Annotated in this window: 21 protein-coding genes; 19 read left to right on the plus strand and 2 right to left on the minus strand. The window is 38.5% G+C overall.

All coding sequences use genetic code 11. The features are described 5' to 3' along the window. Positions 1–317 precede the first annotated feature (317 nt). From J4N44_RS01070 to J4N44_RS01160, 19 genes are all read left to right on the plus strand, one after another. The gene (locus J4N44_RS01070; protein WP_155771785.1) at positions 318–677 is read left to right on the plus strand and encodes a hypothetical protein; all 360 of its coding nucleotides are present in this window, start codon (positions 318–320) and stop codon (positions 675–677) included. Further along, complete coding sequence (locus J4N44_RS01075) at positions 664–1,893, plus strand: hypothetical protein (RefSeq protein WP_252044766.1); 1,230 nt, start codon at positions 664–666, stop codon at positions 1,891–1,893. Before J4N44_RS01070 ends, J4N44_RS01075 begins: the two co-directional genes overlap by 14 nt. Next, positions 1,890–2,753: a hypothetical protein gene (locus tag J4N44_RS01080; RefSeq protein WP_074051016.1), complete on the plus strand. Its 864-nt coding sequence runs from the start codon at positions 1,890–1,892 to the stop codon at positions 2,751–2,753. Before J4N44_RS01075 ends, J4N44_RS01080 begins: the two co-directional genes overlap by 4 nt. Beyond that, positions 2,743–4,017, plus strand: coding sequence for a flippase (locus J4N44_RS01085; protein WP_074051017.1), 1,275 nt, complete (start codon positions 2,743–2,745; stop codon positions 4,015–4,017). The genes J4N44_RS01080 and J4N44_RS01085 overlap by 11 nt, the downstream gene beginning before the upstream one ends. Beyond that, entirely contained in the window at positions 4,007–4,786 is a 780-nt protein-coding gene (locus tag J4N44_RS01090; protein ID WP_074051018.1) for a glycosyltransferase, read from the plus strand. Before J4N44_RS01085 ends, J4N44_RS01090 begins: the two co-directional genes overlap by 11 nt. Continuing rightward, positions 4,755–5,702: an acyltransferase family protein gene (locus tag J4N44_RS01095; protein ID WP_074051019.1), complete on the plus strand. Its 948-nt coding sequence runs from the start codon at positions 4,755–4,757 to the stop codon at positions 5,700–5,702. The genes J4N44_RS01090 and J4N44_RS01095 overlap by 32 nt, the downstream gene beginning before the upstream one ends. Further along, positions 5,695–6,750, plus strand: a complete 1,056-nt coding sequence (locus J4N44_RS01100) for a glycosyltransferase (RefSeq protein ID WP_074051020.1) — start codon at positions 5,695–5,697, stop codon at positions 6,748–6,750. The genes J4N44_RS01095 and J4N44_RS01100 overlap by 8 nt, the downstream gene beginning before the upstream one ends. Continuing rightward, positions 6,731–7,957: a glycosyltransferase family 4 protein gene (locus tag J4N44_RS01105; protein ID WP_252044768.1), complete on the plus strand. Its 1,227-nt coding sequence runs from the start codon at positions 6,731–6,733 to the stop codon at positions 7,955–7,957. The genes J4N44_RS01100 and J4N44_RS01105 overlap by 20 nt, the downstream gene beginning before the upstream one ends. Beyond that, positions 7,947–9,062, plus strand: a complete 1,116-nt coding sequence (gene gmd, locus J4N44_RS01110; protein WP_074051022.1) for a GDP-mannose 4,6-dehydratase — start codon at positions 7,947–7,949, stop codon at positions 9,060–9,062. Before J4N44_RS01105 ends, gmd begins: the two co-directional genes overlap by 11 nt. Positions 9,063–9,145: 83 nt before the next feature. Further along, positions 9,146–10,105 (plus strand): GDP-L-fucose synthase, encoded by a 960-nt coding sequence (fcl, locus tag J4N44_RS01115; RefSeq protein ID WP_074051023.1) that lies wholly within the window; start codon positions 9,146–9,148, stop codon positions 10,103–10,105. A 42-nt stretch (positions 10,106–10,147) separates the two neighbouring features. Continuing rightward, on the plus strand, positions 10,148–10,603 hold the full coding sequence (locus tag J4N44_RS01120; RefSeq protein ID WP_025508054.1) for a GDP-mannose mannosyl hydrolase: 456 nt from the start codon (positions 10,148–10,150) through the stop codon (positions 10,601–10,603). A 37-nt stretch (positions 10,604–10,640) separates the two neighbouring features. After that, positions 10,641–12,083 (plus strand): mannose-1-phosphate guanylyltransferase/mannose-6-phosphate isomerase, encoded by a 1,443-nt coding sequence (locus J4N44_RS01125; protein ID WP_252044770.1) that lies wholly within the window; start codon positions 10,641–10,643, stop codon positions 12,081–12,083. 22 nt (positions 12,084–12,105) lie between these two features. Further along, the gene (locus J4N44_RS01130; RefSeq protein WP_252044771.1) at positions 12,106–13,533 is read left to right on the plus strand and encodes a phosphomannomutase; all 1,428 of its coding nucleotides are present in this window, start codon (positions 12,106–12,108) and stop codon (positions 13,531–13,533) included. Between the two features lie 83 nt (positions 13,534–13,616). Then, complete coding sequence (gene manA, locus J4N44_RS01135; protein WP_252044772.1) at positions 13,617–14,798, plus strand: mannose-6-phosphate isomerase, class I; 1,182 nt, start codon at positions 13,617–13,619, stop codon at positions 14,796–14,798. Positions 14,799–14,805: 7 nt separating this feature from the next. After that, positions 14,806–15,546 carry a glycosyltransferase family 2 protein gene (locus tag J4N44_RS01140; protein ID WP_074051027.1) on the plus strand — a complete coding sequence of 247 codons (741 nt, stop codon included), beginning with the start codon at positions 14,806–14,808 and terminating at the stop codon, positions 15,544–15,546. Further along, the gene (locus J4N44_RS01145; protein ID WP_050933007.1) at positions 15,543–16,487 is read left to right on the plus strand and encodes a UDP-glucose 4-epimerase family protein; all 945 of its coding nucleotides are present in this window, start codon (positions 15,543–15,545) and stop codon (positions 16,485–16,487) included. Before J4N44_RS01140 ends, J4N44_RS01145 begins: the two co-directional genes overlap by 4 nt. Positions 16,488–16,492: 5 nt before the next feature. Then, on the plus strand, positions 16,493–17,041 hold the full coding sequence (locus tag J4N44_RS01150) for a sugar transferase (RefSeq protein ID WP_050933006.1): 549 nt from the start codon (positions 16,493–16,495) through the stop codon (positions 17,039–17,041). Between the two features lie 160 nt (positions 17,042–17,201). Then, positions 17,202–19,148 carry a polysaccharide biosynthesis protein gene (locus J4N44_RS01155; RefSeq protein WP_053049751.1) on the plus strand — a complete coding sequence of 649 codons (1,947 nt, stop codon included), beginning with the start codon at positions 17,202–17,204 and terminating at the stop codon, positions 19,146–19,148. 160 nt (positions 19,149–19,308) lie between these two features. Then, on the plus strand, positions 19,309–20,475 hold the full coding sequence (locus J4N44_RS01160) for a nucleotide sugar dehydrogenase (protein WP_252044773.1): 1,167 nt from the start codon (positions 19,309–19,311) through the stop codon (positions 20,473–20,475). Between the two features lie 70 nt (positions 20,476–20,545). Here J4N44_RS01160 and J4N44_RS01165 read toward each other — a convergent pair whose 3' ends face one another. Next, positions 20,546–21,895, minus strand: coding sequence for an MBL fold metallo-hydrolase RNA specificity domain-containing protein (locus J4N44_RS01165; RefSeq protein ID WP_252044774.1), 1,350 nt, complete (start codon positions 21,893–21,895; stop codon positions 20,546–20,548). A gap of 482 nt (positions 21,896–22,377) precedes the next feature. Continuing rightward, positions 22,378–23,148: a triose-phosphate isomerase gene (gene tpiA, locus J4N44_RS01170; RefSeq protein WP_252044775.1), complete on the minus strand. Its 771-nt coding sequence runs from the start codon at positions 23,146–23,148 to the stop codon at positions 22,378–22,380. Positions 23,149–23,230: the final 82 nt, after the last annotated feature.

The raw sequence follows: 23,230 nt of genomic DNA on the forward strand, positions 1-23,230 counted from the left end.
AGCCAGGAGCATTTCACTTTTTCTTAACAATATCATTCCTTTTTGATTTCCTATACGAGAGACTAAATAAAAGAAGTACCATCTTTTATATAATAATGTCACTACTAATTGGCTCTACCACTGGGTTGCTTTCGATAATATTGATTCTTTTGTCAAAGAACGTAAGTAGACTTAATCTTATTAAATCAATATACTTAGTGATTATTTTATTTTTTATATTCTTATTATTCAAATATACAAACATCTCAAACAAGTTTGACTTAGATAGTTCTATGTCCTTGCTTTCGCGTTATTACGATTTTTTAATAAGCTATAATATGTTTTTAGAAAATCCATTAGTTGGTTATGGACTGGGTAATCAGATTGAAAAAGCTATTCCTTTTGGCATTGATTTACTCGGATACAACACTTACTTCTCATTGGCAAAACCTACAGGGTCAGATGGTATCACTATGTTTATATCACAAGTCGGCTTGTTGGGGTTTATATTTGCTTTCTTTCTTTTGTTTCCTAATTATGGTTCGGTTAAGATAAGTACTTTGGGTAGATGTTTCATTGCACTCGCTCTGCTTATTACGTTTAACACGCAGAATTTTATATTTTTGATTATATTTAATGTGCTAGTGTTATATTCTTTTTCTTCATGGCGAGGTTTAGTTTATCATGATAAATCGTGATTTTGAAAAATATTATATATTTATTGTTTGGAGTAAAGCAAGTCACATTAAAGATCTTGCAAAGAAAGAAATCATAAAAAAATTTGATTTGCTTAGTTGTGGTGAAACAAAATGGAGTAAAAAATTTATTCATCAGAACTTCTTACGCTTTTATAGTGAACTAGCTCTAGGGACATCAGACAAAGTCAAAGAGGTTGGTCAAGATTCATTTCATTTCTTTATAGTTAAAGACATCAATCCAAAGTTTGAATATCGGAGTGATGCGTCAGGGCGCGTTAAAAAGGTTAATAGCAGTATTATTGATTTGAAATCCAAACTGAGAAAAAAAACTGATGTGGCTTTTGGGGTGCATTGTTCTGATTCAAAGCATGAGTTTGTTCAAAACTGTGCAATGATATTTGGGAGTAAATATGAAGCAACTTTATCTTCTATTATCGATAATAAGCCTTTCTTTGTAGATGAAACATCTAAAGCCATTGCAGAGAGTGGTTGGGATTCTTTTGAGCAGCTTTTCAGTTATCTAAATAAAACAACTCAATATGTAGTGTTACGAAATCCTAGAGAGTTAATTGACGGGTTTGAGCATGGAAAAGGAGATGTCGATATATTATGTAACGATAGGAAAAAATTTATGTCGTTAGCTAATGGCATCCCTATTTGGGAAAGCAAAAACTTCTTCCATGTAAAGGTGGGAGGTGAAATGGTTTTATTTGATGTAAGGGAGAAAGGTGAAAGTTATTTAGATGAACGTTGGATAGAACATTTGCTAAATAATGGCTCTGTGAGTGAGTTTCAATATTTGAGAACTTTGAGTAAGGATGATTATTTCTTTTCTCATTTATATTATGCTTTGGTAAATAAAAGAAGCATACCTGATAAATATAACTCAAGATTATCTAATTTAGCTAAAGAAATTGGGAGTTATGATTTGGTCTTTAAGAACGGAATTATAGATAAAGATTTGGCTATATTTACATTGAAAGGTTATATGTTGAATAATAACTTTACCTTTTTGCTCCCTTCAGATCCTAGTGTCTATATAAATACTTATAGCGTAAATAAAATCTTTCCATCGGCACATGTATATTGGTATCAGATTTTAAGTCGTAAAATAGATACAAAAGTTTTGTATTATTTTAATAGATTAAAACGAAAATTAAAATCATCTTCTGTATTTTACAGCACATATAATTCAATTAGAGGAATGATTAGTTGAAGTTCATAAGATTTTTTTTTGATAAGTTAGGTCTATTAATTGAAAAGAAAAAGTATAGTGCTTCTTTAGAGAAAGGAATAATACACCCTAAAGAGCTCTTATACAGAAGTACGTTTAAGAGAAAGATTGTTTTAGAAGCGGACATGAATGATGGTTGGGCTTTAGAGAGATTCAGTTTATCCGAAGATACCTTACACCCATTTGTTCTGGCTCTACAGGCATATGAAAGAAATAAAAATAAACAAGATGCTTTGGACTTGATGAGAAAATATTATAGTCAGGTACAGCCTAGAAATTTGAGTGAATGGTTTGGGATTAAAGGTAATGTCAATACTAATAAAACACACCCTTCAATTGGTATATTTCCTTGGGATGATTTAGATGTAGAACAAAAAGCTGTTCATGTAAGAGAGTGTGCTATCCATGATAGTGTGACAAATTCAAAGAAAAAAATTGACTTAAATCATGGTTGGCGAAACTTTGGTCCTATTAGTGAAGAGCTACTGCAATTAGAAGTAGAAAGATTAATTAAGGTTTATGAGTCAATTAAATATTATGGATATGTCCGAAACTTTGATAATGATGGTGATATAGGGGCTTTCGTCTTAATAAATGGAGATGAGTGGAAGTGGTGTGTTGATTGGGGAGGTCAACATAGAATTGCTGCGTTGAGAGCTTTAGGTTACCAGAAAGTTAAAATTAAAGTTTGGAAAATTATATACAAAGATGATTATAAATTCTGGCCTAATGTACTTAATGGTTTCTATAGTTACACTGATGCAAATTCTATTTTTGAAAACTACTTCTCTAATGGTTCTAAATTTAAAGAATGGTCGGAAGTTATAGAGAATGAAAAATAGAGCTATCAATATTCTCTGGATGTTAAGTGATAAGTTTGCCAAAGTGGGCTTGTCATTTTTAGTATCAATTTATGTTATAAAGTACTTTACTCCTAAAGAGTATGGTGAAATAGCATATTATCAAAGTATTATTTTTATCTTGGTCGCCTTTGTTTCCTTTGGTCTGGAGAATATAATTCTAAGAGAGATTTCCAGAGGAAAAGAGGAAATAGATAAAATTATTGTCAATGCGATCTTCCTCAGGCTATCTGTGTCGGTTTTGGTTTTTTTGATTAGTTTAATATTGATGATGTCTGGTTTCATGAGCGAAAGTTTCATATTGTTTGTAATTTTGACTTGCTCTCTCTTTGCTAATGGATTCAGTGCTGTTGAGTTATATAATATAGCTATAGAAAAAGGAAAAAGAATTAGCTTAACGAGCACTGTAATCGCTATTTGTTTTTCTGTTATTAAATTAGTCCTCATATATTACGGGATTTTAGATCAAATCCTATTCTGTGTTGTCTTTGTATTTGAACTGATAATTTATTTTCTAATACTCTCAGTGATGTTTTTAGTCGATGGACGAAGGTTTGATTTATCACTGGTATCTTTAAAGTACATAAAATGGATGTTGAAAGAATCAATACCTCTTTTAGTGGCCAATGTTGTATTTGGTCTTTATGTGAAAATAGATTCTTTGATGATATCGCATATGAATGGGATGGAGTATGTTGGCTACTATAGCGCAGGGCTAAAGTTCTCTGAGGTATTGTTTATAATACCTATGGTTGTTTGTAATGCTCTCTTTCCTTACTTCGATTCTTTGTATAAGGAATCGAAGATAGAATATAATAAAATTCTATCTATAATTGGATCTGTAGGATTTTATTCCTTATTAATCGTTAGTGTTACTTTATATTTTTTAGGTGGATATATCATTGTAAGTATTATCGGAGAAAAGTATGCTATTTCTTCACAAGTTTTTAGTATTCATGTATTGTCTTTACCAATAGTGTTTATTGGTGTACTTAGTAGTAAGATGTTGGTTATTGAAGGGATGCAGTCCCTGTCTATGTACAGAAATTTTTTTGGTTTAATAATTAATGTTATCTTAAACTCAATATTGATAAGTACTCATGGTATTGTCGGAGCAGCACTTGCTTCATTAATTTCTTATTTTTGTGCTTATGTTTTTTTCGATTTTTTGTCGCCAAGCTTATCAACGCACTTCAAGCTAAAAATGTCCATGTTTCTTTTTCGATGGAGCTCATATGTCAAATGATAATGTGATTAATATAATTTGTGCTACTTATAACGCTGGCATAGATCTAAATAAAACTCTTAATTCAATTAGGGATATTAACTATAATAATATCAGAGTAATAATTATTGATGGCGGAAGTGTGGATGATACAAAACATATCGTTGAAAAAAATAAAGACTTAATCGATATATTTATATCAGAAAAGGATAATGGAATATCTGATGCTTTTAACAAAGGTTTAAGACAAACTATCCCTGGGTATGTGTATTTTATTGGAGCAGGAGATACTTTTGTAGACTGTGATGCATTTTCAGTGCTAACTGATTCTACATGTTATAAAAAAGATTTACTTTTGTGTGGAAAAGTTAATGTTGTATGTGTAGACACGAATAAAACGCTTTCTGTTGCTCCACTTAATTTAAAGTTTGAGAAAAAAAGTTTGTTGAAAATGATGTCTCTACCTCACCAAGGTCTACTGATGTCAACCTTATACTTTGAGAAGTATGGTAATTTCAAAGAAACTTGCAAATATGCCATGGACTATGAGCTATTGCTGAGGTCATATCACGATTTTCCAAATGTTATTACTAAAGATGTTGTTGTCGCAAATTGGATGTCAGGTGGTATTGGTGCTAATAATACTCCAGGGGTTTTATCCGAATATTGTCGCATAAAGATGGAAAATAAAGTTGCTACTAAAACCTATATCTGGCTCATTTATGTTAAAAATTTAATGGTTTACTATGCGAGGAAGTATGGAAAGATCATCATCGATAGACGTGCTTAAAGTAATTCTTTTTCTTTCAGTAGTATTAGGTCATATTAATACTCCATTTCATAACTATATTTATGCGTTCCATATACCAGCATTCTTTTTTTTGTCTGGTTTTCTTATGAAAAGAAAAACATTAAGCGATGTAAAACTTGACTTTGTAAAGTTAATCATTCCATTTGTAGCTTTTTCTATCTTTGGACTAATTGTTGAATTTTTAAAACGTTTGATGCTAAGGCGGGATTTTCCTGAATTATCATCAATGCTTTACGATATTTATATTAATTTTGACTCAACAGTTCCTTATTACGGTTTTGTGCTTTGGTTTTTACCTATATTATTCTTGTCAAAATTAATTTCTCGCTGCTTGCTGATTAGAATTGACAGTATTTTAATGTTGTCTTTAATTTCTTTTATAATGTTGTTCTTTTATGTAGATTATAAATATTATTTGCCTTCTTTATTTGGGATTGACAAGGTTTTAGTTGCAGTACCGTTCGTATTATTCGGCTTTGTATATAGAGAGCTACGTTTAAATAAATCTTGGCTCTCTTTCTCTATATCGATTTCTTTTGTTGGTCTGTGTGTTTTATACTCTTCTATCCCTTACTTTGATATAGGAAGTTCAACAGTGGTATATGCCGGAGTATCTATCTTATTCCCAATTTTTTTGGTTACTGCACTCTTGTCAATATTTGAAATTTTAGAGGGAAAGTTTTCACTTCCTAGTCAATTTTTAGCGCTTTGTGGTAGTTTTTCTATGTTGTTTTTTGTTTTTCATCCTTACACTAACAATATCGCATATTTAGTCGCAAACTTTTGGGGAGCCAATTATTGGTTATTTAAGTTTATTTTAAGTGTTTTGTTTCTTTCACTTTTTTGTGTGATTAAAGTAAGAAAAAGAAATTTGGTGGTTTTTAAATATGTATGATTACTTGTTCTTAACACATCTTCCTTCATTTTATAAAGTTAATCTTTATAATGAGTTGTCGAAAGAGGGATTTAAAGTTAAAGCTTTGTTCATTTCTGATGGTTCAGTGATTAGGCAAGGTGATTTTACAGGAGCATTAGATGATGTTCTTTTCGATTATGAGATTCTCAACAAGGAAAGCTCTTACGAAAGGAGAAACAAACTATTTTCGGCATTAAATCTACTACGTGCAATTCAACGCACCAAGGCTAGAGTAATTTTAGTCGGTGGTTGGGATTATGTTGAGTTTTGGCTTGCATTGTTAAATCGGAAATTCAAGAATAGAATGGTTGTTGTCGAGTCATCTATATATGAGTACGATGAAAGGTGTACATTTAAAAACAGTTTAAAAAAGCTTTTTCTTAGTCTTACTACCGGAGCTATCGTAAGTGGTTTACCTCACAAGAAGCTGATCACAAAATTAGGTTATCAGAAAAGAGTTATAATATCCGGAGGCGTAGGTGTTATTAATAAACCATCTACTTTCAAAGATATTACTGACGCTAAAGGTAGTCATTTTAAACTGGTTTATGTTGGTCGCTTATCGGAAGAAAAGAATATTAAATTTCTTTTAAAGGGGTTAAGGGGTATCAATGATATCGAAATTCATATTGTTGGTGATGGACCGCAAAGAGCTCATTTAGAAGAAATATCTTCGGAAAATGTTATATTTCATGGCTACTTATCGAACGAGAGAGCCCAAGGTATCATGGCATCTAGTGACGTACTCGTCTTACCTTCACTGTCTGAGCCTTGGGGGCTTGTCGTTGATGAATCTGTGGCAATTGGTACTCCTGTTCTTGTCTCTAATAAAGTAGGTTGTTCAGAGGATCTTGTCAGAAAGTTTGAAGTCGGTGAAGTGTTTTGTTGTGGAGATCTGAATGACTTTAGGAGTAAACTCGATATTTTACTTCTTAACTGCTCATCATATAAATCTGCATGTGAACGTCTACCTTATAATAAGTTGGTTCGCCAACAAGTAGAGTCCTATGAGAAAATATTCGATTGATTTTTTCGGCTTCTCTACAAGCAAAGGGGGAGCTGCAATCGCAGCAACAAGAATATTCAAAGCAATTAAAAAATTAACTTATGCTAGGTTTTTTTGTATGGACATAAGTTCTAATGCTTGTGAAGATATTTATAACCCACCTAAAGTTTCTTGGGTGATTAATTTTTCTTTTCGTCTGATTGAGTTCTTTTTATTAAAAATTATTTATCCTCGTAGCCCGGTTAAAGTGTCATTAAATATATTTGGTTCGCCATGGATAAAAAGAAAATTGATTGAATCTGATAGTGATTTTGTTTATATTCAATGGATTAATAATAATACAATTTCATTGGGTGGTCTAAAAAGAATCATTCAAGGTGATAAGCGAACAATTATCCATCTTCATGATGAATGGATGTTGAATGGCGTTTTCCATATTTCTCCTAACATATTAAATTATACGCCTTCGTTTATCGGTGAGTATATTGACGGCTTTTTTCTTGCTAAGAAAAGAAAGATGCTAAAAACGGCGATCAATACTTCATTTATAGTTCCGTCTAATTTCCTTAAAGAAAGGCTTATTGAAAAACTAGACATTAAAAGAGAAAATATTTATGTTGTTCCAAATCCATTGCCAATTGATTTTTTCTCGCAAAAAGACACAATAGAAGAAAGTATTTCTGATGGTAATCTTAAAGTATTGCTACCTTCATTTTGTCCAAAGAAAAACCCAAACAAATCCACAGATAAGGCAATTGCGTCAATTGAATTTTACGCTAAAGCTAACCTCCATCTAATGATTGAAGTAATTAGTTTTGGAGACTATGACCATGGCGAATTTTTAGCTCCAAATATAAGGCACACACACCTTGGGTATGTTGGACATCAGGAACTTATAGAAGCAATTGATGCAAGTCATATTACTCTCGTCTTGTCGAAGTTTGAAACTTTTGGTCAAGTAGCAGCAGAGTCAATGGCGAGAGGAACACCAGTTATTGCTCGTTCTGACACAGCAATCTCTGAACTAGTTACACATAAGAGCGATGGTTTTCTTATCGAAAAATCAGATGTCGAGGCTGTCGCAGCGGCCATTGATTGGTTCAAAACTAATAAGCACTATAAGGCTATTAGGTTCAAAAGTAGAGCTAATATGGAAGCGCGGTTAAATATGACAACCTTCGAAAGTCTTTATTGCAAATTACTAAATGAGTTTTATTATGAAAGATAAAAAAAATGCGTTAATTACTGGTATCACTGGTCAAGATGGCTCTTACTTAGCAGAGCTTCTAGTTGAAAAAGGTTATGAAGTTCATGGTCTTATTCGTCGAGCATCATCATACAATACAGAGCGTATTGATGCGCTGGTAAATGAAGGCGCCAATATTAAGTTACATTATGGCGACCTAACGGATTCTTCAAACTTGATTCGATTGGTTAAAGAAATTCAACCTGATGAAATCTATAATCTAGGGGCAATGTCGCACGTTGCGGTTTCTTTTGAGTCACCAGAGTATGTTGCTGATGTTGATGGCATGGGCACTCTGCGTCTTCTGGAAGCGATCCGTATTAACGGTCTTGAAAAGAAAACTCGCTTTTATCAAGCCTCAACTTCAGAATTGTATGGTGAAGTTCGTGAAATTCCTCAGCGCGAAACGACACCTTTTTATCCTCGCTCTCCATACGCTGTAGCTAAAATGTATGCATACTGGATTGTAGTCAACTATCGTGAGTCTTACGGTATGTACGCATGTAACGGTATTTTGTTTAACCACGAGTCGCCACGCCGTGGGGAAACCTTTGTAACTCGCAAGATCACTCGTGCTATTGCTAACATCTCGCAAGGTCTGGAATCTTGTCTCGAGCTTGGTAACATGGATGCGTTGCGTGACTGGGGACATGCTAAAGATTACGTTCGTATGCAATGGATGATGCTTCAACAAGAACTGGCCGAAGATTTTGTTATTGCTACTGGTAAGCAGATCTCTGTACGCGAGTTTGTTCGTTTGTCAGCTAAGGAAGCGGGTATCGAGCTTGAGTTTTCCGGCGAAGGTATTGATGAAATTGCTACTGTGGTTGCTATTGATAAAGAAAAGGCACCAAAAGTAAAAGTTGGTGATGTCATTGTAAAAGTAAACCCTCGATTCTTCCGTCCTGCAGAAGTAGAAACACTACTTGGTGACCCAAGTAAAGCGAAAGCCAAACTTGGCTGGACTCCAGAGATCACTGTAGAAGAAATGTGTGCAGAAATGGTTGCGTCTGATATCGATAAGGCAAAACAACACGCAGTTCTAAAAGAACACGGATTTGACGTTGCGATCTCACTAGAAAGCTAATTAATCAGTAATACTGATTCGTTTATATTGCAGAGTTCCTCATTTCGGGCTCTGCTTTTTCTATTTATATTATCGGAACTAGTATGAAAAGAGTATTTGTTGCTGGTCATAAAGGTATGGTTGGCTCAGCTATTGTTCGTCAACTATCTAAAGACAGCTCAGTAGAAGTTATAACTAAAGAGCGTAATGAGCTTAACCTATTAGATGCACTAGCCGTCGAGGCATTTTTTGCGACTCACCATATTGACCAAGTTTATCTTGCGGCTGCGAAAGTCGGCGGGATCGTTGCTAACAACACCTACCCTGCTGAGTTTATTTACCAAAATTTGACGATTCAAAACAATATTATCCACTCTGCGCATCTACATGGTGTTCAAGATTTACTATTCTTGGGGTCGTCTTGTATTTATCCAAAGTTTGCACAACAACCGATGCGTGAAGATTCTTTATTGACTGGGACTTTGGAAGAAACCAATGAGCCTTACGCAATTGCTAAGATTGCCGGTATCAAAATGTGCGAGTCCTATAATCGCCAATATGGTCGCAACTATCGATCGGTAATGCCAACTAATTTGTATGGTGAAAATGATAATTTTCATCCTCAAAACTCTCACGTTATTCCCGCATTGTTGCGTCGCTTCCACGAAGCAAAATTGAATGGCGACAGTAAAGTTGTTGCGTGGGGTAGCGGTAAACCTATGCGAGAGTTTTTGCATGTTGATGATATGGCTGCAGCCTCAATTTACGTAATGAATCTTGCTCAAGAGGTGTATCTAGAAAATACGCAAGAAATGCTTAGTCACATAAACGTAGGTACAGGTGTGGATTGTACTATCCGTGAACTTGTTGAAACTGTTGCAAAAGTGGTTGGTTTTGATGGCGAAATTGAATTTGACACTACGAAGCCAGACGGTACTCCTCGTAAGTTAATGGATGTTTCACGTTTAAAGAGTCTTGGCTGGGAAGCGAAGACGAGCCTAGAAGATGGCTTAACTATGACTTACCAGTGGTTCCTAGATAATCAAGAAAACTATCGCGGTTAAAGTACCTAGGGTAGAGCTAATATAAGGGGTTAAACAAAGCATATGTTTTTAAGCAAACAACGTTTTTCTCAAGTGATTGAAAGTACGCCATTAGTTTCAATTGACTTAGTTATTGAGGATGAAAGTGGTCAAGTTTTACTTGGAGAGCGTTTAAATCGACCAGCTCAAGGTTTCTGGTTCGTTCCTGGTGGTCGTATTCTTAAAGATGAAAAGCTTGAAGATGCCTTTGCTCGTTTAACTTTAGAGGAGCTTGGACATGAGTTTAAGCTCTCTCAGGCAACACTGTTGGGACCTTACACACACCTCTATGATGACAATGTATTTGGCAATGAGTTTACGACTCATTATGTCGCGATTGCCTACAAGCTCATTGTCATTCGCTCTGAATTGAACTTACCCATGGATGTACAGCATTCTCGTTACCGTTGGTGTAATCAAGATGAATTATTGACCAGTGATAAAGTACATATTCATACTAAATGGTATTTTCAAAAATAACTAAAACTATCACCTAATTAAAAACAACGAGTTGACTATGCTTATTCCTGTAATTATGGCCGGCGGCTCAGGCAGTCGTTTATGGCCTCTATCTCGTTCAAAATATCCTAAACAATTCCTTGCAGTAACTGGTGAACAAACCATGCTTCAACAAACGTTGAGCCGCATGGTTGGTCTAGAACACAATGCGCCGTTTGTGATCTGCAATGAAGAACATCGATTCCTAGTTGCTGAACAACTTCGCCGTATTAATGGCAATCATAGCGGAATACTGTTGGAACCAGTAGGGCGTAATACTGCTCCTGCTATCGCTCTAGCAGCAAAATTTGCCCTATCTGAAAATCAAACTTCAGGTGAAGATGCTTTGATGTTAGTTCTTGCAGCTGACCATGTGATTAAAGACACTCAATCTTTCCATCAATCGGTGCAAGCTGCTATTCCGTACGCACAACGTGGTGATATGGTCACTTTCGGTATCAAAGCGAATGCACCAGAAACAGGTTATGGGTACATTAAAACCGGTGCTACGGTTACTGTTGCGGATGAGAGTCGAGGCTTTAGTGTTGATAGCTTTGTTGAAAAGCCTGATCTCGAAACTGCAAAGCAATATCTAGAGGATGGTAGCTACTTGTGGAACAGTGGTATGTTTTTATTCAAAGCATCTACTTATCTTGAAGAGTTAGCAAAGTTCCGACCAGATATCTTGAAAGCATGTGAAAGTGCTTATGATAGTCATTTTGACGACCTAGACTTTATTCGCATGTCATCCGAACTGTTCTCACAAATCCCAGACGAATCAATAGATTTTGCCGTAATGGAAAAAACAGAAAAAGCTGTTGTTGTTCCAATGGACGCAAATTGGAGTGATGTTGGTTCTTGGTCGGCACTCTGGGACGTGAATGATAAAGATGAGCAGGGCAATGCAACTCGCGGTGATGTCTTAACTGAGCAAACTCGGAATAGTTATGTTTATTCACAAGATAAACTCGTTGCTACCGTTGGTATTGAAAATCTAATCGTTGTAGAGACGAAAGATGCAGTGCTAGTTGCGGATAAAGACAAGGTTCAAGATGTAAAGTCGATTGTTAATCAACTAAAACAACAAAACCGAGCAGAGTGTCAGCAGCATCAAGAGGTATATCGTCCGTGGGGTTCTCATGAGACGGTATCTGAAGGTGAGCGTTACCATGTGAAACAAGTGTTAGTTAAGCCAAAAGAGAAGACTGCTCTTCAGATGCACTACCATCGAGCTGAGCATTGGGTTGTCGTGTCAGGTACAGCTAAAGTGACAAAAGGTGATGAAACTTTCCTTCTTACTGAAAATCAGTCAACTTATATTCCAGTAGGGACTCCGCACTCTGTAGAAAACCCAGGACAAGTGCCTTTGGAGCTTATTGAAGTTCGTTCTGGATCGTACTTAGAAGAAGACGATATTGTTCGCTTTGATGAGCGAGCATCTAAGTTTGGCGGCGACTACTAACTACTTATTGAGATAGGAAATTATGGTAACAAAATTAATCAGTAGTGAAGTGCTTGGTGCTTCAGGCGTTCAGTTTGGTACTAGTGGCGCGCGAGGACTCGTTACTCAGTTTGCACCGGACGTCTGTGCTGCATTTACTCACGCATTTGTGGCATCAATGCGTCGCAATTTTACTTTCAATCAAATGGCTGTGGCTATTGACAACCGCCCTAGCAGCCCAGCAATGGCAAAAGCAGTTATTCAAGCGCTTACTGATTCAGGTATTGACGCAATTTATTATGGTGTTGTACCCACTCCCGCTCTAGCTTTTACCGCAATGCAAGACAATATGCCTTGTATCATGGTGACTGGGTCTCATATCCCATTTGACCGCAATGGAATTAAGTTCTATCGCCCAGATGGAGAGATTACTAAAGCAGATGAACAAGCAATCTTAACCGAGAAGGTAGACTTTAGTGCTATCAATGACCTGCCTGAGTTAACGGTTAATTTCCGAGCAGCTGAGCTTTACCGAACGCGTTATACTGATTTGTTTGATGCAGATTTACTAGCAGGAAAGCGTGTTGGTATCTATGAGCATTCAAGTGCCGGGAGAGATATTTACCAAGAGCTTTTTGAATCGCTTGGGGCTGAAGTCATATCATTGGAGCGTACTGACGAATTTGTTCCAATTGACACTGAGGCCGTTGCTGAATCTGATAAGGAAAAAGCCCGCAGTTGGTCGAAAAAATATAATTTGGATTTTATATTTTCGACTGATGGAGACGGTGATCGTCCTTTAGTTGCTGATGAGGATGGCGAATGGTTGAGAGGTGATATCCTAGGCTTACTTTGTTCGCAAGCGATTCCAGTCGATGCATTAGCAGTTCCTGTTAGTTGCAACACTATTATTGCTGAATCCCCTGAATTTAAAGCCGTATCTAAAACACGAATTGGCTCGCCTTATGTTATCGCTGAATTTTCCGAATTAGCAAAAACTTATAAAAGAATTGCAGGGTTTGAAGCTAACGGAGGATATTTGCTCGGGAGTAACGTTTTGGTGAATGGGAAATCTCTAAAAGCACTGCCAACCCGAGATGCTGTTTTACCTGCGCTTATGCTGCTCTCTTTAGCGAAAACATCATCAATCAAAAGCTTGGTAAGCAATCTCCCACAGCGCTTTACGCATAGTGACCGTATTCAAAACTTTGCAACTGAAAAAAGTTTATCGATATTGGAAAGTGGTCGTCAAAACACTAAACAGCTATTAGATTCCCTAGGGTTGTCAGAGGTTAATGCTGTTAGTATTGATAATACTGACGGATTAAGATTAGAGCTATCTAACTCTACAATCATCCATTTACGTCCGTCTGGTAATGCTCCTGAGCTTCGTTGTTATGCGGAAGCTGAACGAATGGAAGATGCTATTGCTTTGGTGGATAAAGTATTAGGAAATATCAGATTAATTTAGCTTTTGAGCACTGAATATTTATAGGTAACTAATAATGGAGCTATGCGCTAAAGCATAGCTCTATCTTTCTGAGCGTCAGTTTTATGATTTACACTTTAAATAACCCAATAAAGAACTTTCCTTGGGGAAGTCGTACTGCGATTCGAGACTACTTTGGTATCGATAATTCAAATTTAGAGCACCAAGCTGAAATATGGATGGGAGCTCATCCCTCCGCTAGCTCCAGTATTTCTCAAGCCGGTGTTGATATCTCTTTATGCGATGTTATTGCCAGTAACCCAGACTATTGGCTAGGGAAGGAAACCAAGAAGAATTTCTCATCGCTTCCTTTTCTTATGAAAGTTCTAGCCGCAGAAGAGCCGCTATCCATACAAGTTCATCCATCGAAAAAGGCTGCCGAATTAGGCTTTGCTAAAGAGAATGAGCAAGGGATACCTCTAGATGCAGCAAAGCGCAATTATAAGGATGCAAATCACAAGCCTGAGCTTGTGTATGCTCTCACTCCTTATTTAGCTATGAATGGTTTTCGAGAGTTTGAGTACATCGTTAGGTCCTTTGATTATCTGAATATTACTTCTATTGAGGACATCTTTACTCCTTTTAAGAACAAACCATGTTCAATGAGCCTCAAAGCCTTTTTCTCCGCATTACTTTCATTAACTGGTGAGAAAAAAGACAAAGCAATTTCAGAGTTAATTTCCTCATTAAAAATAAATGGTAGTGAGTGCCCTGAAGAGGTCGCGCTCGTTGAGCGTTTTCAAAAACTGTATCCACATGATATCGGGTTATTCTCGCCTTTATTTTTGAACGTAATTGAGCTCAAGCCTGGTGAAGCAATGTTTCTCTATGCTGAAACCCCTCATGCCTATATTCAGGGCTTAGGGATTGAGGTTATGGCCAACTCAGACAATGTTCTCAGAGCGGGTTTGACACCAAAACATATTGATGTGAAAGAGTTAGTAAAGAATACTAGGTTTGAGCCAACTCCTTTTCCTGAACTTACAATGAGGGCAGAAAGTCTAGAAGGGAGGGAGATTTACCCTATACCTGTTGAAGACTTTAAGTTTGATATCTTAACTCCGAATGAAGGTATTGATATATCGGTATCTTCTGCGGAAATATTATTTTGTGTATCAGGTAGTGTTACAGTGACCACTGACTTTGATAGTCGATTGATAATTAAGGGAGAGTCGGTGGTTCTTCCTGCGTCTATAGAAAAGTATTCAGTATTAGGTGAAGGTCAACTGGCCCGCGCTTACTATTAAGGTGTTTATGAAAGTATCTATTATTACGGTTTGCTACAATGCAGAAAAAACAATACGAGACACAATAGAGTCTGTAATCAGTCAATCGTACAGCGATATTGAGTACCTTGTTATTGATGGTGGTTCGTCAGATGGCACCATGGATATCGTAAATGAATATAGAGACGCTATCGGTGTTATTGTCTCTGAAAAAGATAATGGTCTTTATGATGCGATGAATAAAGGGATGTCCCTAGCAACTGGAGAGCTTATCGGTGTTTTGAATTCAGATGATGTGTTTTATAGCGCCTCTACGATTGAAGAGATTGCGGCCTTAGCTCAGGGTGCTGATGGAGTTTATGCTGATATTGGGTTCTACAATGAGGCGTTAAACAAAAAAACGCGACATTACTCTTCTAAAAGGTTTCATAAGGCTAAGTTTTCTCGTGGTTTTATGCCTGCTCACCCATCGTGCTATCTTAAGAGGGACGTTATTTCTAAGGTTGGAGATTATTCCTTAGATTATAAAATTGCAGCAGATTTTGACTATCTAGTACGAGTATTTTCCTTGCCTCATATCTCTTTGAATTATTTAGAAAAAGAGGTGGTTAAAATGCGCGAAGGAGGTGTGAGTACGTCAGGATTTTCCGCCAATATACTTCTAAATAAAGAAATTATTCATTCCTGCAAGAAAAATGGGGTGCCTTGTTCGTGGATATCTATCTTGAGCAAGTACCCAGAAAAATTACTAGGACTAGTGTTTAAATGATATTCATAACAGGCTCTAATGGCTTTTTGGGCAGTCATTTGGTTAAAAGACTTGGAGGCCAAACTCTTTCATTGCTTGATCGTGGGTCACCGAAAAATTCACCTAAGCATCGTTTTTTGCAGGCCGAAATTAACGGCATATCCGATTATACAACTGGCTTAAAGGGATGTAATACCGTCATTCATTGTGCGGCGAGAGTACACATCATGGATGATAGCGTCGACGAACCACTAGAAGCCTATCGTGAAGTTAACACTAGAGGTACATCGAATTTAGCGAAACAAGCAGCAGAGTTAGGCGTGAAACGGTTTATCTTTGTTAGCAGTATAAAGGTGAATGGTGAGAAAACGGAGTCAGGTAAACCATTTAATAATCTTGATAAGCATTTTCCAGAAGATGATTACGGCGTTTCTAAAGTTGAGGCAGAGCAACAACTGTTTGATATTGGAAAAGAAGCGGGGATGGAGATCGTCGTCATACGTCCAACTCTCGTTTATGGCCCAGGCGTTAAAGCTAACTTTGCCTCTCTCATGCGTCTGGTTGCCAAAGGTGTCCCTCTTCCTTTTGGGAGCATAAGCCACAACCAAAGAAGCTTAGTCTCGGTCGAAAACCTAGTCGATCTGATAGTGACCTGTATTGATCACCCTAAAGCGGCCAATGAAACGTTTTTAGTTTCCGATGATAATGACGTTTCAACATCTAAAATGGTGCGTCAAATGGCTATTGCTCTTGATAAACCAACATGGCAATTGCCAGTCCCTGTTTGGTGCTATCAATTAGCAGGTAAGTTGTTTGGTAAATCCGATGTTGTTGATAGATTGATCGGCTCTCTGCAAGTGGATATAACCCACACTAAAGAAACGCTCGATTGGACCCCACCTCAATCCCTAGAAGAGGGCTTTAGAGAAACCGCTCGAGCACTCTTAAACAGTAAGAAGTAATTTAAATGATTCGATTATTTGATTTTCTCGCCGCTTTTTTTGGTTTGCTTTTCCTATGGCCAATTCTGCTTATTGTGACCATTATTGGTCTCTTTGATACTGGCTCTCCTATTTTTGTTCAAGAGCGAGTGGGGCGCAACAAAAAGCCATTCAAACTCATTAAGTTTCGTACCATGTCGGTAGAAACGAAGTCCGTGGCTAGTCATTTAGCCAGTAATGCTTCGATTACTAAGTTAGGTACGTTTTTACGCAAGACTAAGATTGATGAATTGCCGCAACTTATCAATGTAGTCAAAGGTGAAATGAGCCTAGTTGGTCCACGCCCAAACCTATTTAACCAAGAAGAATTGATTACAGAGCGCGATGCGCTGGGGGTCTATGATGTATTACCAGGGATTACTGGCTTGGCACAAGTGCAAAATATCGATATGTCGACACCAGAACTGCTAGCTAAAACTGACAAGCAGATGATTGATACATTGACACTCAAAGATTACTTTAAGTACATCTTGATGACAGCAACAGGGAGTGGTTCTGGTGATGCGGTAAAGTAGGAAGCAGAAAAGTGCTTTGATGGAGCGGCGGCAGCCGTTTTTTTGCGTTTTATTGTATCTATCTCTTACTACTCGTGTTCGCCTTTATTCCGGTGAGAGTCCTGTTTTCGTGTTAAACTAATGCATGCTATCTCCGATAAAACCACACACAAGAATTATTATGCAACGTCTACAATTTATATGGCAACTTTCTCGAACTAACAAAAGAATTGTTAGTGTATTGATCGACATTATATTGATCTTTATGGCTTTTCATTTGGCAATCTTAGTTCGTTCCGGAGCAACCAATTATTTTACTTATCCTGCTGTCTGGGGGATTCAAATTGCAGTGACAATAGTCACCATTGCTGTATTTGCTCGATTAGGGCTCTATAGAGCCGTTCTTCGTTACCTCACCTTTCAAGCTTTATTTGTAGTGACAGCTGGTGCGGTCATTTCGGCTACACTCGTCGCTGCTCTTAGTTTCTACATGAGTGACCCGTTTCCGAGGACAGTTCCTATCATTTATGGTGCATTTCTTGCCCTTTTTTGTGGTGGTCCTCGTGTTATTGTCCGATCTTTGATTGCCCAAAGCTATTCAACGCAGAGTAAAGAAGTTCTAATTTATGGGGCGGGGTCGGGCGGTCGACAGTTAGCGATGGCATTAAGAAGTAGTGGAGACTACCGCGTAAGAGCATTTATTGATGGTGATTCTACGCTATGCAATACTATGATCTTAGGGTTGCCTGTTATTGCTATTGAAGACGCAATGCCCCTCATAAATAAATATGATGTTTCTCAAGTCTTACTCGCAGTGCCAAGTGCTAAGCGTTCACGCCGTAAGGTTATTCTGGACGAATTAGCTAAGTTACCTGTCGAAGTGCTTACGGTCCCAGATATGACAGATATTGTCTCCGGGAAAGCCAAAATTGATGAGCTTAAGGACGTCGCGATTGAGGATTTACTTGGGCGAGATCCAGTAGCTCCTCAACAAGTGTTGTTAGAAGCTAATATCAAAGACAAAGTGGTTATGGTGACAGGTGCTGGTGGTTCTATTGGCTCTGAATTGTGTCGTCAAATTGTGGAGCAGTCGCCTAAGTCTATTATTTTATTTGAGTTGTCTGAATTTGGTCTGTATCAGATTGATCGCGAACTAAATCAACTTAAAATTGAAAAAGGGCTAACTTGCGACATTATTCCTTTGTTGGGCTCTGTTCAGCGTCAACATCGTCTAGAAACGACAATGTCTTCTTTTAAAGTTCAAACGGTATATCACGCAGCAGCATATAAACACGTTCCATTGGTCGAATTTAACGTAATTGAGGGTGTGCGTAATAATATCTATGGGACTTATTATACTGCGTGCGCGGCGATTAAAGCTGGTGTTGAATCATTTGTATTAATCTCTACAGATAAAGCCGTTCGCCCTACTAACGTAATGGGTACAACCAAACGAATGGCGGAGCTTGGTCTGCAGGCTCTTGCTGATCAAGAAAATGCAAAACCAAATGGCACTCGATTTTGTATGGTACGATTTGGTAATGTTCTCGGTTCTTCAGGCTCCGTGATTCCTGTGTTTAAAAAGCAAATTGCATCAGGCGGACCAGTAACCGTGACTCACCCAGAGATCACTCGTTTCTTCATGACCATTCCTGAAGCTGCACAGCTAGTTATTCAAGCTGGAGCAATGGGCAAAGGAGGCGATGTATTTGTCTTAGACATGGGTGAGTCAGTAAAAATTACAGACTTAGCATGTAATCTCATTCAACTATCCGGTCTTGAAGTTAAATCCGAAGCTAATCCTCATGGTGATATTGAGATTCAATTTTCTGGACTTCGACCTGGTGAGAAACTGTATGAAGAGTTGCTTATTGGCGACAATGTCAAACAAACAGCGCATGAGCGAATAATGACCGCACATGAGGTTCATTTACCTTTAAAAGAGTACGAACTACTGTTGAACGATCTCGATTTCGCCTGTCATAGTATGGATCACGAAAACATCCGCACATTATTATTAAATGCTCCTACAGGATTTAATCCTACGGACGGTATTGGTGACTTAGTCTGGAGTCACAATCAATTGGAGTTAAATCTGGTTGATACAGAGCTGGTTGTAAACGAATAGATTTAAATGGACACTTAGTGTCCATTTCTTTTTATTATGTTGAGTGATTTGATATCGCTCAACTCCAAACAACAAACATCTATAGATTGTTTAAGAGCTGTGTTGTTTAATTCTAATCTTTTTCAGAAGTGTAACTCTTAGAGTTAGTTAGGGTAAAATTATGAAAATTGCTGTCGCTGGTACCGGCTATGTTGGGCTTTCTAATGCTATGTTGTTAGCTCAAAACCATGAAGTGGTTGCACTAGATATTGTTCCTGAAAAAGTTGAACTGCTAAACAAAAAACAATCTCCAATTGTTGATGCTGAGATTGAACATTTCCTTGAAAACAGGGAGCTTAACTTCATCGCAACAACCGATAAGCAGAAAGCTTATAAAGGCGCAGAATATGTTGTGATCGCAACACCAACGGATTATGACTCAGTCACGCATTACTTTAATACTTCTTCAGTTGAAGCTGTGATCAAAGATGTTATGTCTATCAATCCTGATGCAGTAATGGTGATTAAGTCTACTGTTCCTGTTGGTTATACTGCCCGAATTAAAGAGGAATTGGGGTGTGAGAATGTCATCTTCTCCCCAGAGTTCTTGCGAGAGGGCAAAGCGCTTTATGATAACCTTCACCCATCACGTATCATCGTTGGTGAACGCAGTGAACGTGCCGAAGTATTTGCTAGCTTGCTGGTGGAAGGGGCAGTAAAAGACGATATTCAAGTTCTTTTTACTGATTCGACAGAAGCTGAAGCAGTAAAACTTTTCTCCAACACCTACCTTGCTATGCGTGTAGCATACTTTAATGAGCTGGATTCTTACGCAGAAGCGCATGGCTTGGACGCTCGTCAGATCATTGAAGGTGTTGGCTTAGATCCTCGTATCGGTAATCATTACAACAACCCATCATTTGGTTACGGTGGTTACTGCTTACCAAAAGACACTAAACAGCTTTTAGCCAATTACCAAGATGTACCAAACAACATCATTGGTGCGATTGTTGATGCTAACCGTACTCGTAAAGACTTTGTGGCTGAAGCTATTCTTAAGCGCGAACCAAAAGTTGTGGGTATCTACCGCCTTATCATGAAGGCGGGATCGGATAACTTCCGTGCTTCTTCTATTCAAGGCATCATGAAGCGTATCAAGGCGAAAGGTGTTGAGGTCGTAGTTTACGAACCAGTGCTCAAAGAAGAAGATTTCTTTAACTCTCGAGTGATTAAAGACCTGAATGAGTTCAAACAAAGTGCGGATGTGATTGTTTCTAACCGCATGGTGGAAGAGTTAGCCGATGTAGCGGATAAAGTTTACACGCGTGACTTGTTTGGTAGTGACTGATCAATTTCCGGTAAGGTCCTAGTTTGCTAGGACCTTCTTTGCTTTTACTAAAGTATTCACTTCGCTCTAATCAATAAACCACCTCAATTCCCTCTGCTTCCAACTTCTCTCCTAACTCTTTTTTTGCTTCTTTCTCTCCATGTATCAAATGCACGGCTTTTGGTTGCTTTGGAACTCCAGTTACAAACTTCAATAAATCGCTTTGGTCTGCGTGTGCAGAATATCCAGAGATGGTATGGATCTGTGCGTTGGCTTCGATTGGTTGGTTATCGATATCCACCGTGTGGCTGCCTGATTGGATTTCTCGCCCTAAGGTTCCTTGCGCTTGATAGCCCGCAAACAGCACATCATTTTTTTCGTCTGGTAAGAGTGCTTTTAAGTAATTGACGATTCTTCCTCCTTCGCACATACCGGATGCCGCGACGACAATTGCAGGCTCGTCGGTGGAGGCTAGTCGATTTACTAATGCTTGATGTTCTCGATGGTTTTCTACAGTAATGCATTGTTCAAAGGCGAGGGGATGACGATGATTGTTGAGCTTTTGCTTTGCTTCTTTTCCCCACAGTTTTTTGAAACGGCGGTAGGTCTTCGTGACTCTTTTCGCAAGCGGTGAGTCTAGGATAATTGGCAAAGAAGACGACAAGTCGCGTTGGTGAATCAGCTGTTCAATATCGAATAATAGTTCCTGCGTACGTCCTACGCTGAAAGCTGGGATCAGAATTACACCACCGTCTTGCAGTGCGTGATCGATAATGGTGTTCAAGCGCTCAGTTCGAGTGGCAATGTCTTCATGCTCTTTGTTGCCGTATGTGGACTCGATGAACAAATAGTCGGCACGCTTTGGCGGCTTCGGATCGGGTAAGAGCGGGGTATTGGACGGACCTAGATCGCCGGAAAACACGATGATTTCATGATTGGGGAGTTTGAATTCCACGTAAGCGGAACCAAGAATGTGCCCTGCTGGTTGAAAGCGCAGGTAACATTGTTTGCCAAGTGGCAGCCATTGTTGGTAGTCATGGGGTCTTAGCTGTTTTTTAATAACGTTGAGGACTTGTTGACGCTGGTGGTAGTTCAAACCCAGTTGCAGCTTTAATCCATCTTCTAGCATGAGCGGTACTAGCTCGGCGGTTGCTTTGGCGCAGTAAATGGGACCTTTAAATCCAGCAGCCAGTAACCAAGGTAGGCGTCCGATATGGTCGATATGAGCATGAGTCAGGACTAATGCTTTGATGTGTTTAACCGGAAACTCAATATCCAATGATGCCCTGCGGTTGCCAAAATGGATGTCTTTGCCTTGGAAGAGTCCACAATCGATCAAGATGCTGCTGTGTGGCAGTTTCAATTCATGACAAGAGCCTGTGACGGTATGTTTCCCACTATGGTGAACCACACTGGCGATGTCTGATATTGGTGTTGTCATGTCGATTGTTCCTCCTTGAGCAAGCATAGGTCAATACTAAATCTTGAGGGTAAGGTAAGTGAATAGAGTTCGTTGGTTGGATGGAATTGAGTGGGAATAACTGGAAGTGCGATTAGGTTCTTTGTTTTGATGTCAGGTGTTTTTCGTTACTTAACTTTGGGTTTGACACATGCGGTTAGTAGATTCCTGATGTCGCTTAGGCTCTTCGGAATGACGGGATTCTTATAGGTTATGTTTGTTGTTTTGCTGGTTTGATTTGGTCGCGTGTGATAAGTAGATTCCTGATGTCGCTTAGGCTCCTTGGAATGACGGGATTCTTGTGGACATGTCTGCCGTTTGACGGGGTAAAGTTTGGCACTAGTAATAGGCAGATTCCTGATGTCGCTTAGACTCCTCGGAATGACAAAACTCATTAGATCGTAGGCAAACAAAAAGGGATGCGTGATGCATCCCTTTGTTACTTCTGCTTAATAAAAGCGAAATTAAGCTTTAGCTGCTGCCGCTGCTTTAGCGATAGCTACGAAGCTCTTAGCGTCTAGAGAAGCGCCACCAACTAGAGCACCGTCGATGTCTGGTTGTGAGAAGTAAGCTTCAGCGTTTTCTGGCTTAACAGAACCGCCGTATTGGATGATTACTTGTGCTGCAACTGCTTCGTTTTTCGCTGCGATTAGTGCGCGGATAGAAGCGTGGATGCGTTGTGCATCTTCAGCTGTTGCTGCTTTACCAGTACCGATAGCCCAGATTGGTTCGTAAGCGATGATCGCGCCGTTTAGAGCTTCAACACCGTAAGTGTCGATAACTGCGTTGATTTGACGTGCACATACTGCTTCAGTTTCGCCAGCTTCGTTTTGAGCTTCAGATTCACCGATACAGAAAACAGGCGTTAGACCGTTTTCTTTTAGGAAGTTGAATTTCTTAGCGATGAACTCATCAGATTCGTTGTGGTATTCACGACGCTCTGAGTGACCGATGATGATGTGAGAAGCACCGAAGTCTTTCAGCATTTCTGGAGACATGTCGCCAGTGAAAGCACCGCTGTTGTTTAGGTCAGTGTTTTGTGCACCTAGGATTACTTTGTTACCGCCTTCAGCGATTACGCGCTCAGCTAGATCGATGTAAAGAGCTGGTGGAGCTACTGCTACGTCAACACCTTCAACGCCTTCAAGTTCAGCGTTAATACCAGTTAGCAGCTCAGTTACCATTGCTTTGCTACCGTTTAGTTTCCAGTTACCCATCACTACAGGACGACGCATAGGAATATCTCCCTTATCTTTAATGTAAATAGTCTATTAATGTAAAAAATCTACGTAGGAATATAACAGAATAATGTGAACA

Source organism: Vibrio sp. SCSIO 43155 (assembly GCF_023716605.1).
Classification (GTDB): Bacteria; Pseudomonadota; Gammaproteobacteria; order Enterobacterales; family Vibrionaceae; genus Vibrio; species Vibrio harveyi.

What these genes read in the sequence shown, in the direction of transcription:
- J4N44_RS01070 (WP_155771785.1), top strand. Translation starts at nt 318, where the DNA reads ATGTTTTTAGAAAATCCATTAGTTGGTTATGGACTGGGTAATCAGATT.
- J4N44_RS01075 (WP_252044766.1), top strand. Translation starts at nt 664, where the DNA reads ATGATAAATCGTGATTTTGAAAAATATTATATATTTATTGTTTGGAGT.
- J4N44_RS01085 (WP_074051017.1), top strand. Translation starts at nt 2,743, where the DNA reads ATGAAAAATAGAGCTATCAATATTCTCTGGATGTTAAGTGATAAGTTT.
- J4N44_RS01090 (WP_074051018.1), top strand. Translation starts at nt 4,007, where the DNA reads ATGTCAAATGATAATGTGATTAATATAATTTGTGCTACTTATAACGCT.
- J4N44_RS01095 (WP_074051019.1), top strand. Translation starts at nt 4,755, where the DNA reads ATGGAAAGATCATCATCGATAGACGTGCTTAAAGTAATTCTTTTTCTT.
- J4N44_RS01100 (WP_074051020.1), top strand. Translation starts at nt 5,695, where the DNA reads ATGTATGATTACTTGTTCTTAACACATCTTCCTTCATTTTATAAAGTT.
- J4N44_RS01105 (WP_252044768.1), top strand. Translation starts at nt 6,731, where the DNA reads ATGAGAAAATATTCGATTGATTTTTTCGGCTTCTCTACAAGCAAAGGG.
- gmd (WP_074051022.1), top strand. Translation starts at nt 7,947, where the DNA reads ATGAAAGATAAAAAAAATGCGTTAATTACTGGTATCACTGGTCAAGAT.
- fcl (WP_074051023.1), top strand. Translation starts at nt 9,146, where the DNA reads ATGAAAAGAGTATTTGTTGCTGGTCATAAAGGTATGGTTGGCTCAGCT.
- J4N44_RS01120 (WP_025508054.1), top strand. Translation starts at nt 10,148, where the DNA reads ATGTTTTTAAGCAAACAACGTTTTTCTCAAGTGATTGAAAGTACGCCA.
- J4N44_RS01125 (WP_252044770.1), top strand. Translation starts at nt 10,641, where the DNA reads ATGCTTATTCCTGTAATTATGGCCGGCGGCTCAGGCAGTCGTTTATGG.
- J4N44_RS01130 (WP_252044771.1), top strand. Translation starts at nt 12,106, where the DNA reads ATGGTAACAAAATTAATCAGTAGTGAAGTGCTTGGTGCTTCAGGCGTT.
- manA (WP_252044772.1), top strand. Translation starts at nt 13,617, where the DNA reads ATGATTTACACTTTAAATAACCCAATAAAGAACTTTCCTTGGGGAAGT.
- J4N44_RS01140 (WP_074051027.1), top strand. Translation starts at nt 14,806, where the DNA reads ATGAAAGTATCTATTATTACGGTTTGCTACAATGCAGAAAAAACAATA.
- J4N44_RS01145 (WP_050933007.1), top strand. Translation starts at nt 15,543, where the DNA reads ATGATATTCATAACAGGCTCTAATGGCTTTTTGGGCAGTCATTTGGTT.
- J4N44_RS01150 (WP_050933006.1), top strand. Translation starts at nt 16,493, where the DNA reads ATGATTCGATTATTTGATTTTCTCGCCGCTTTTTTTGGTTTGCTTTTC.
- J4N44_RS01155 (WP_053049751.1), top strand. Translation starts at nt 17,202, where the DNA reads ATGCAACGTCTACAATTTATATGGCAACTTTCTCGAACTAACAAAAGA.
- J4N44_RS01160 (WP_252044773.1), top strand. Translation starts at nt 19,309, where the DNA reads ATGAAAATTGCTGTCGCTGGTACCGGCTATGTTGGGCTTTCTAATGCT.
- J4N44_RS01165 (WP_252044774.1), bottom strand. Translation starts at nt 21,895, where the DNA reads ATGACAACACCAATATCAGACATCGCCAGTGTGGTTCACCATAGTGGG.
- tpiA (WP_252044775.1), bottom strand. Translation starts at nt 23,148, where the DNA reads ATGCGTCGTCCTGTAGTGATGGGTAACTGGAAACTAAACGGTAGCAAA.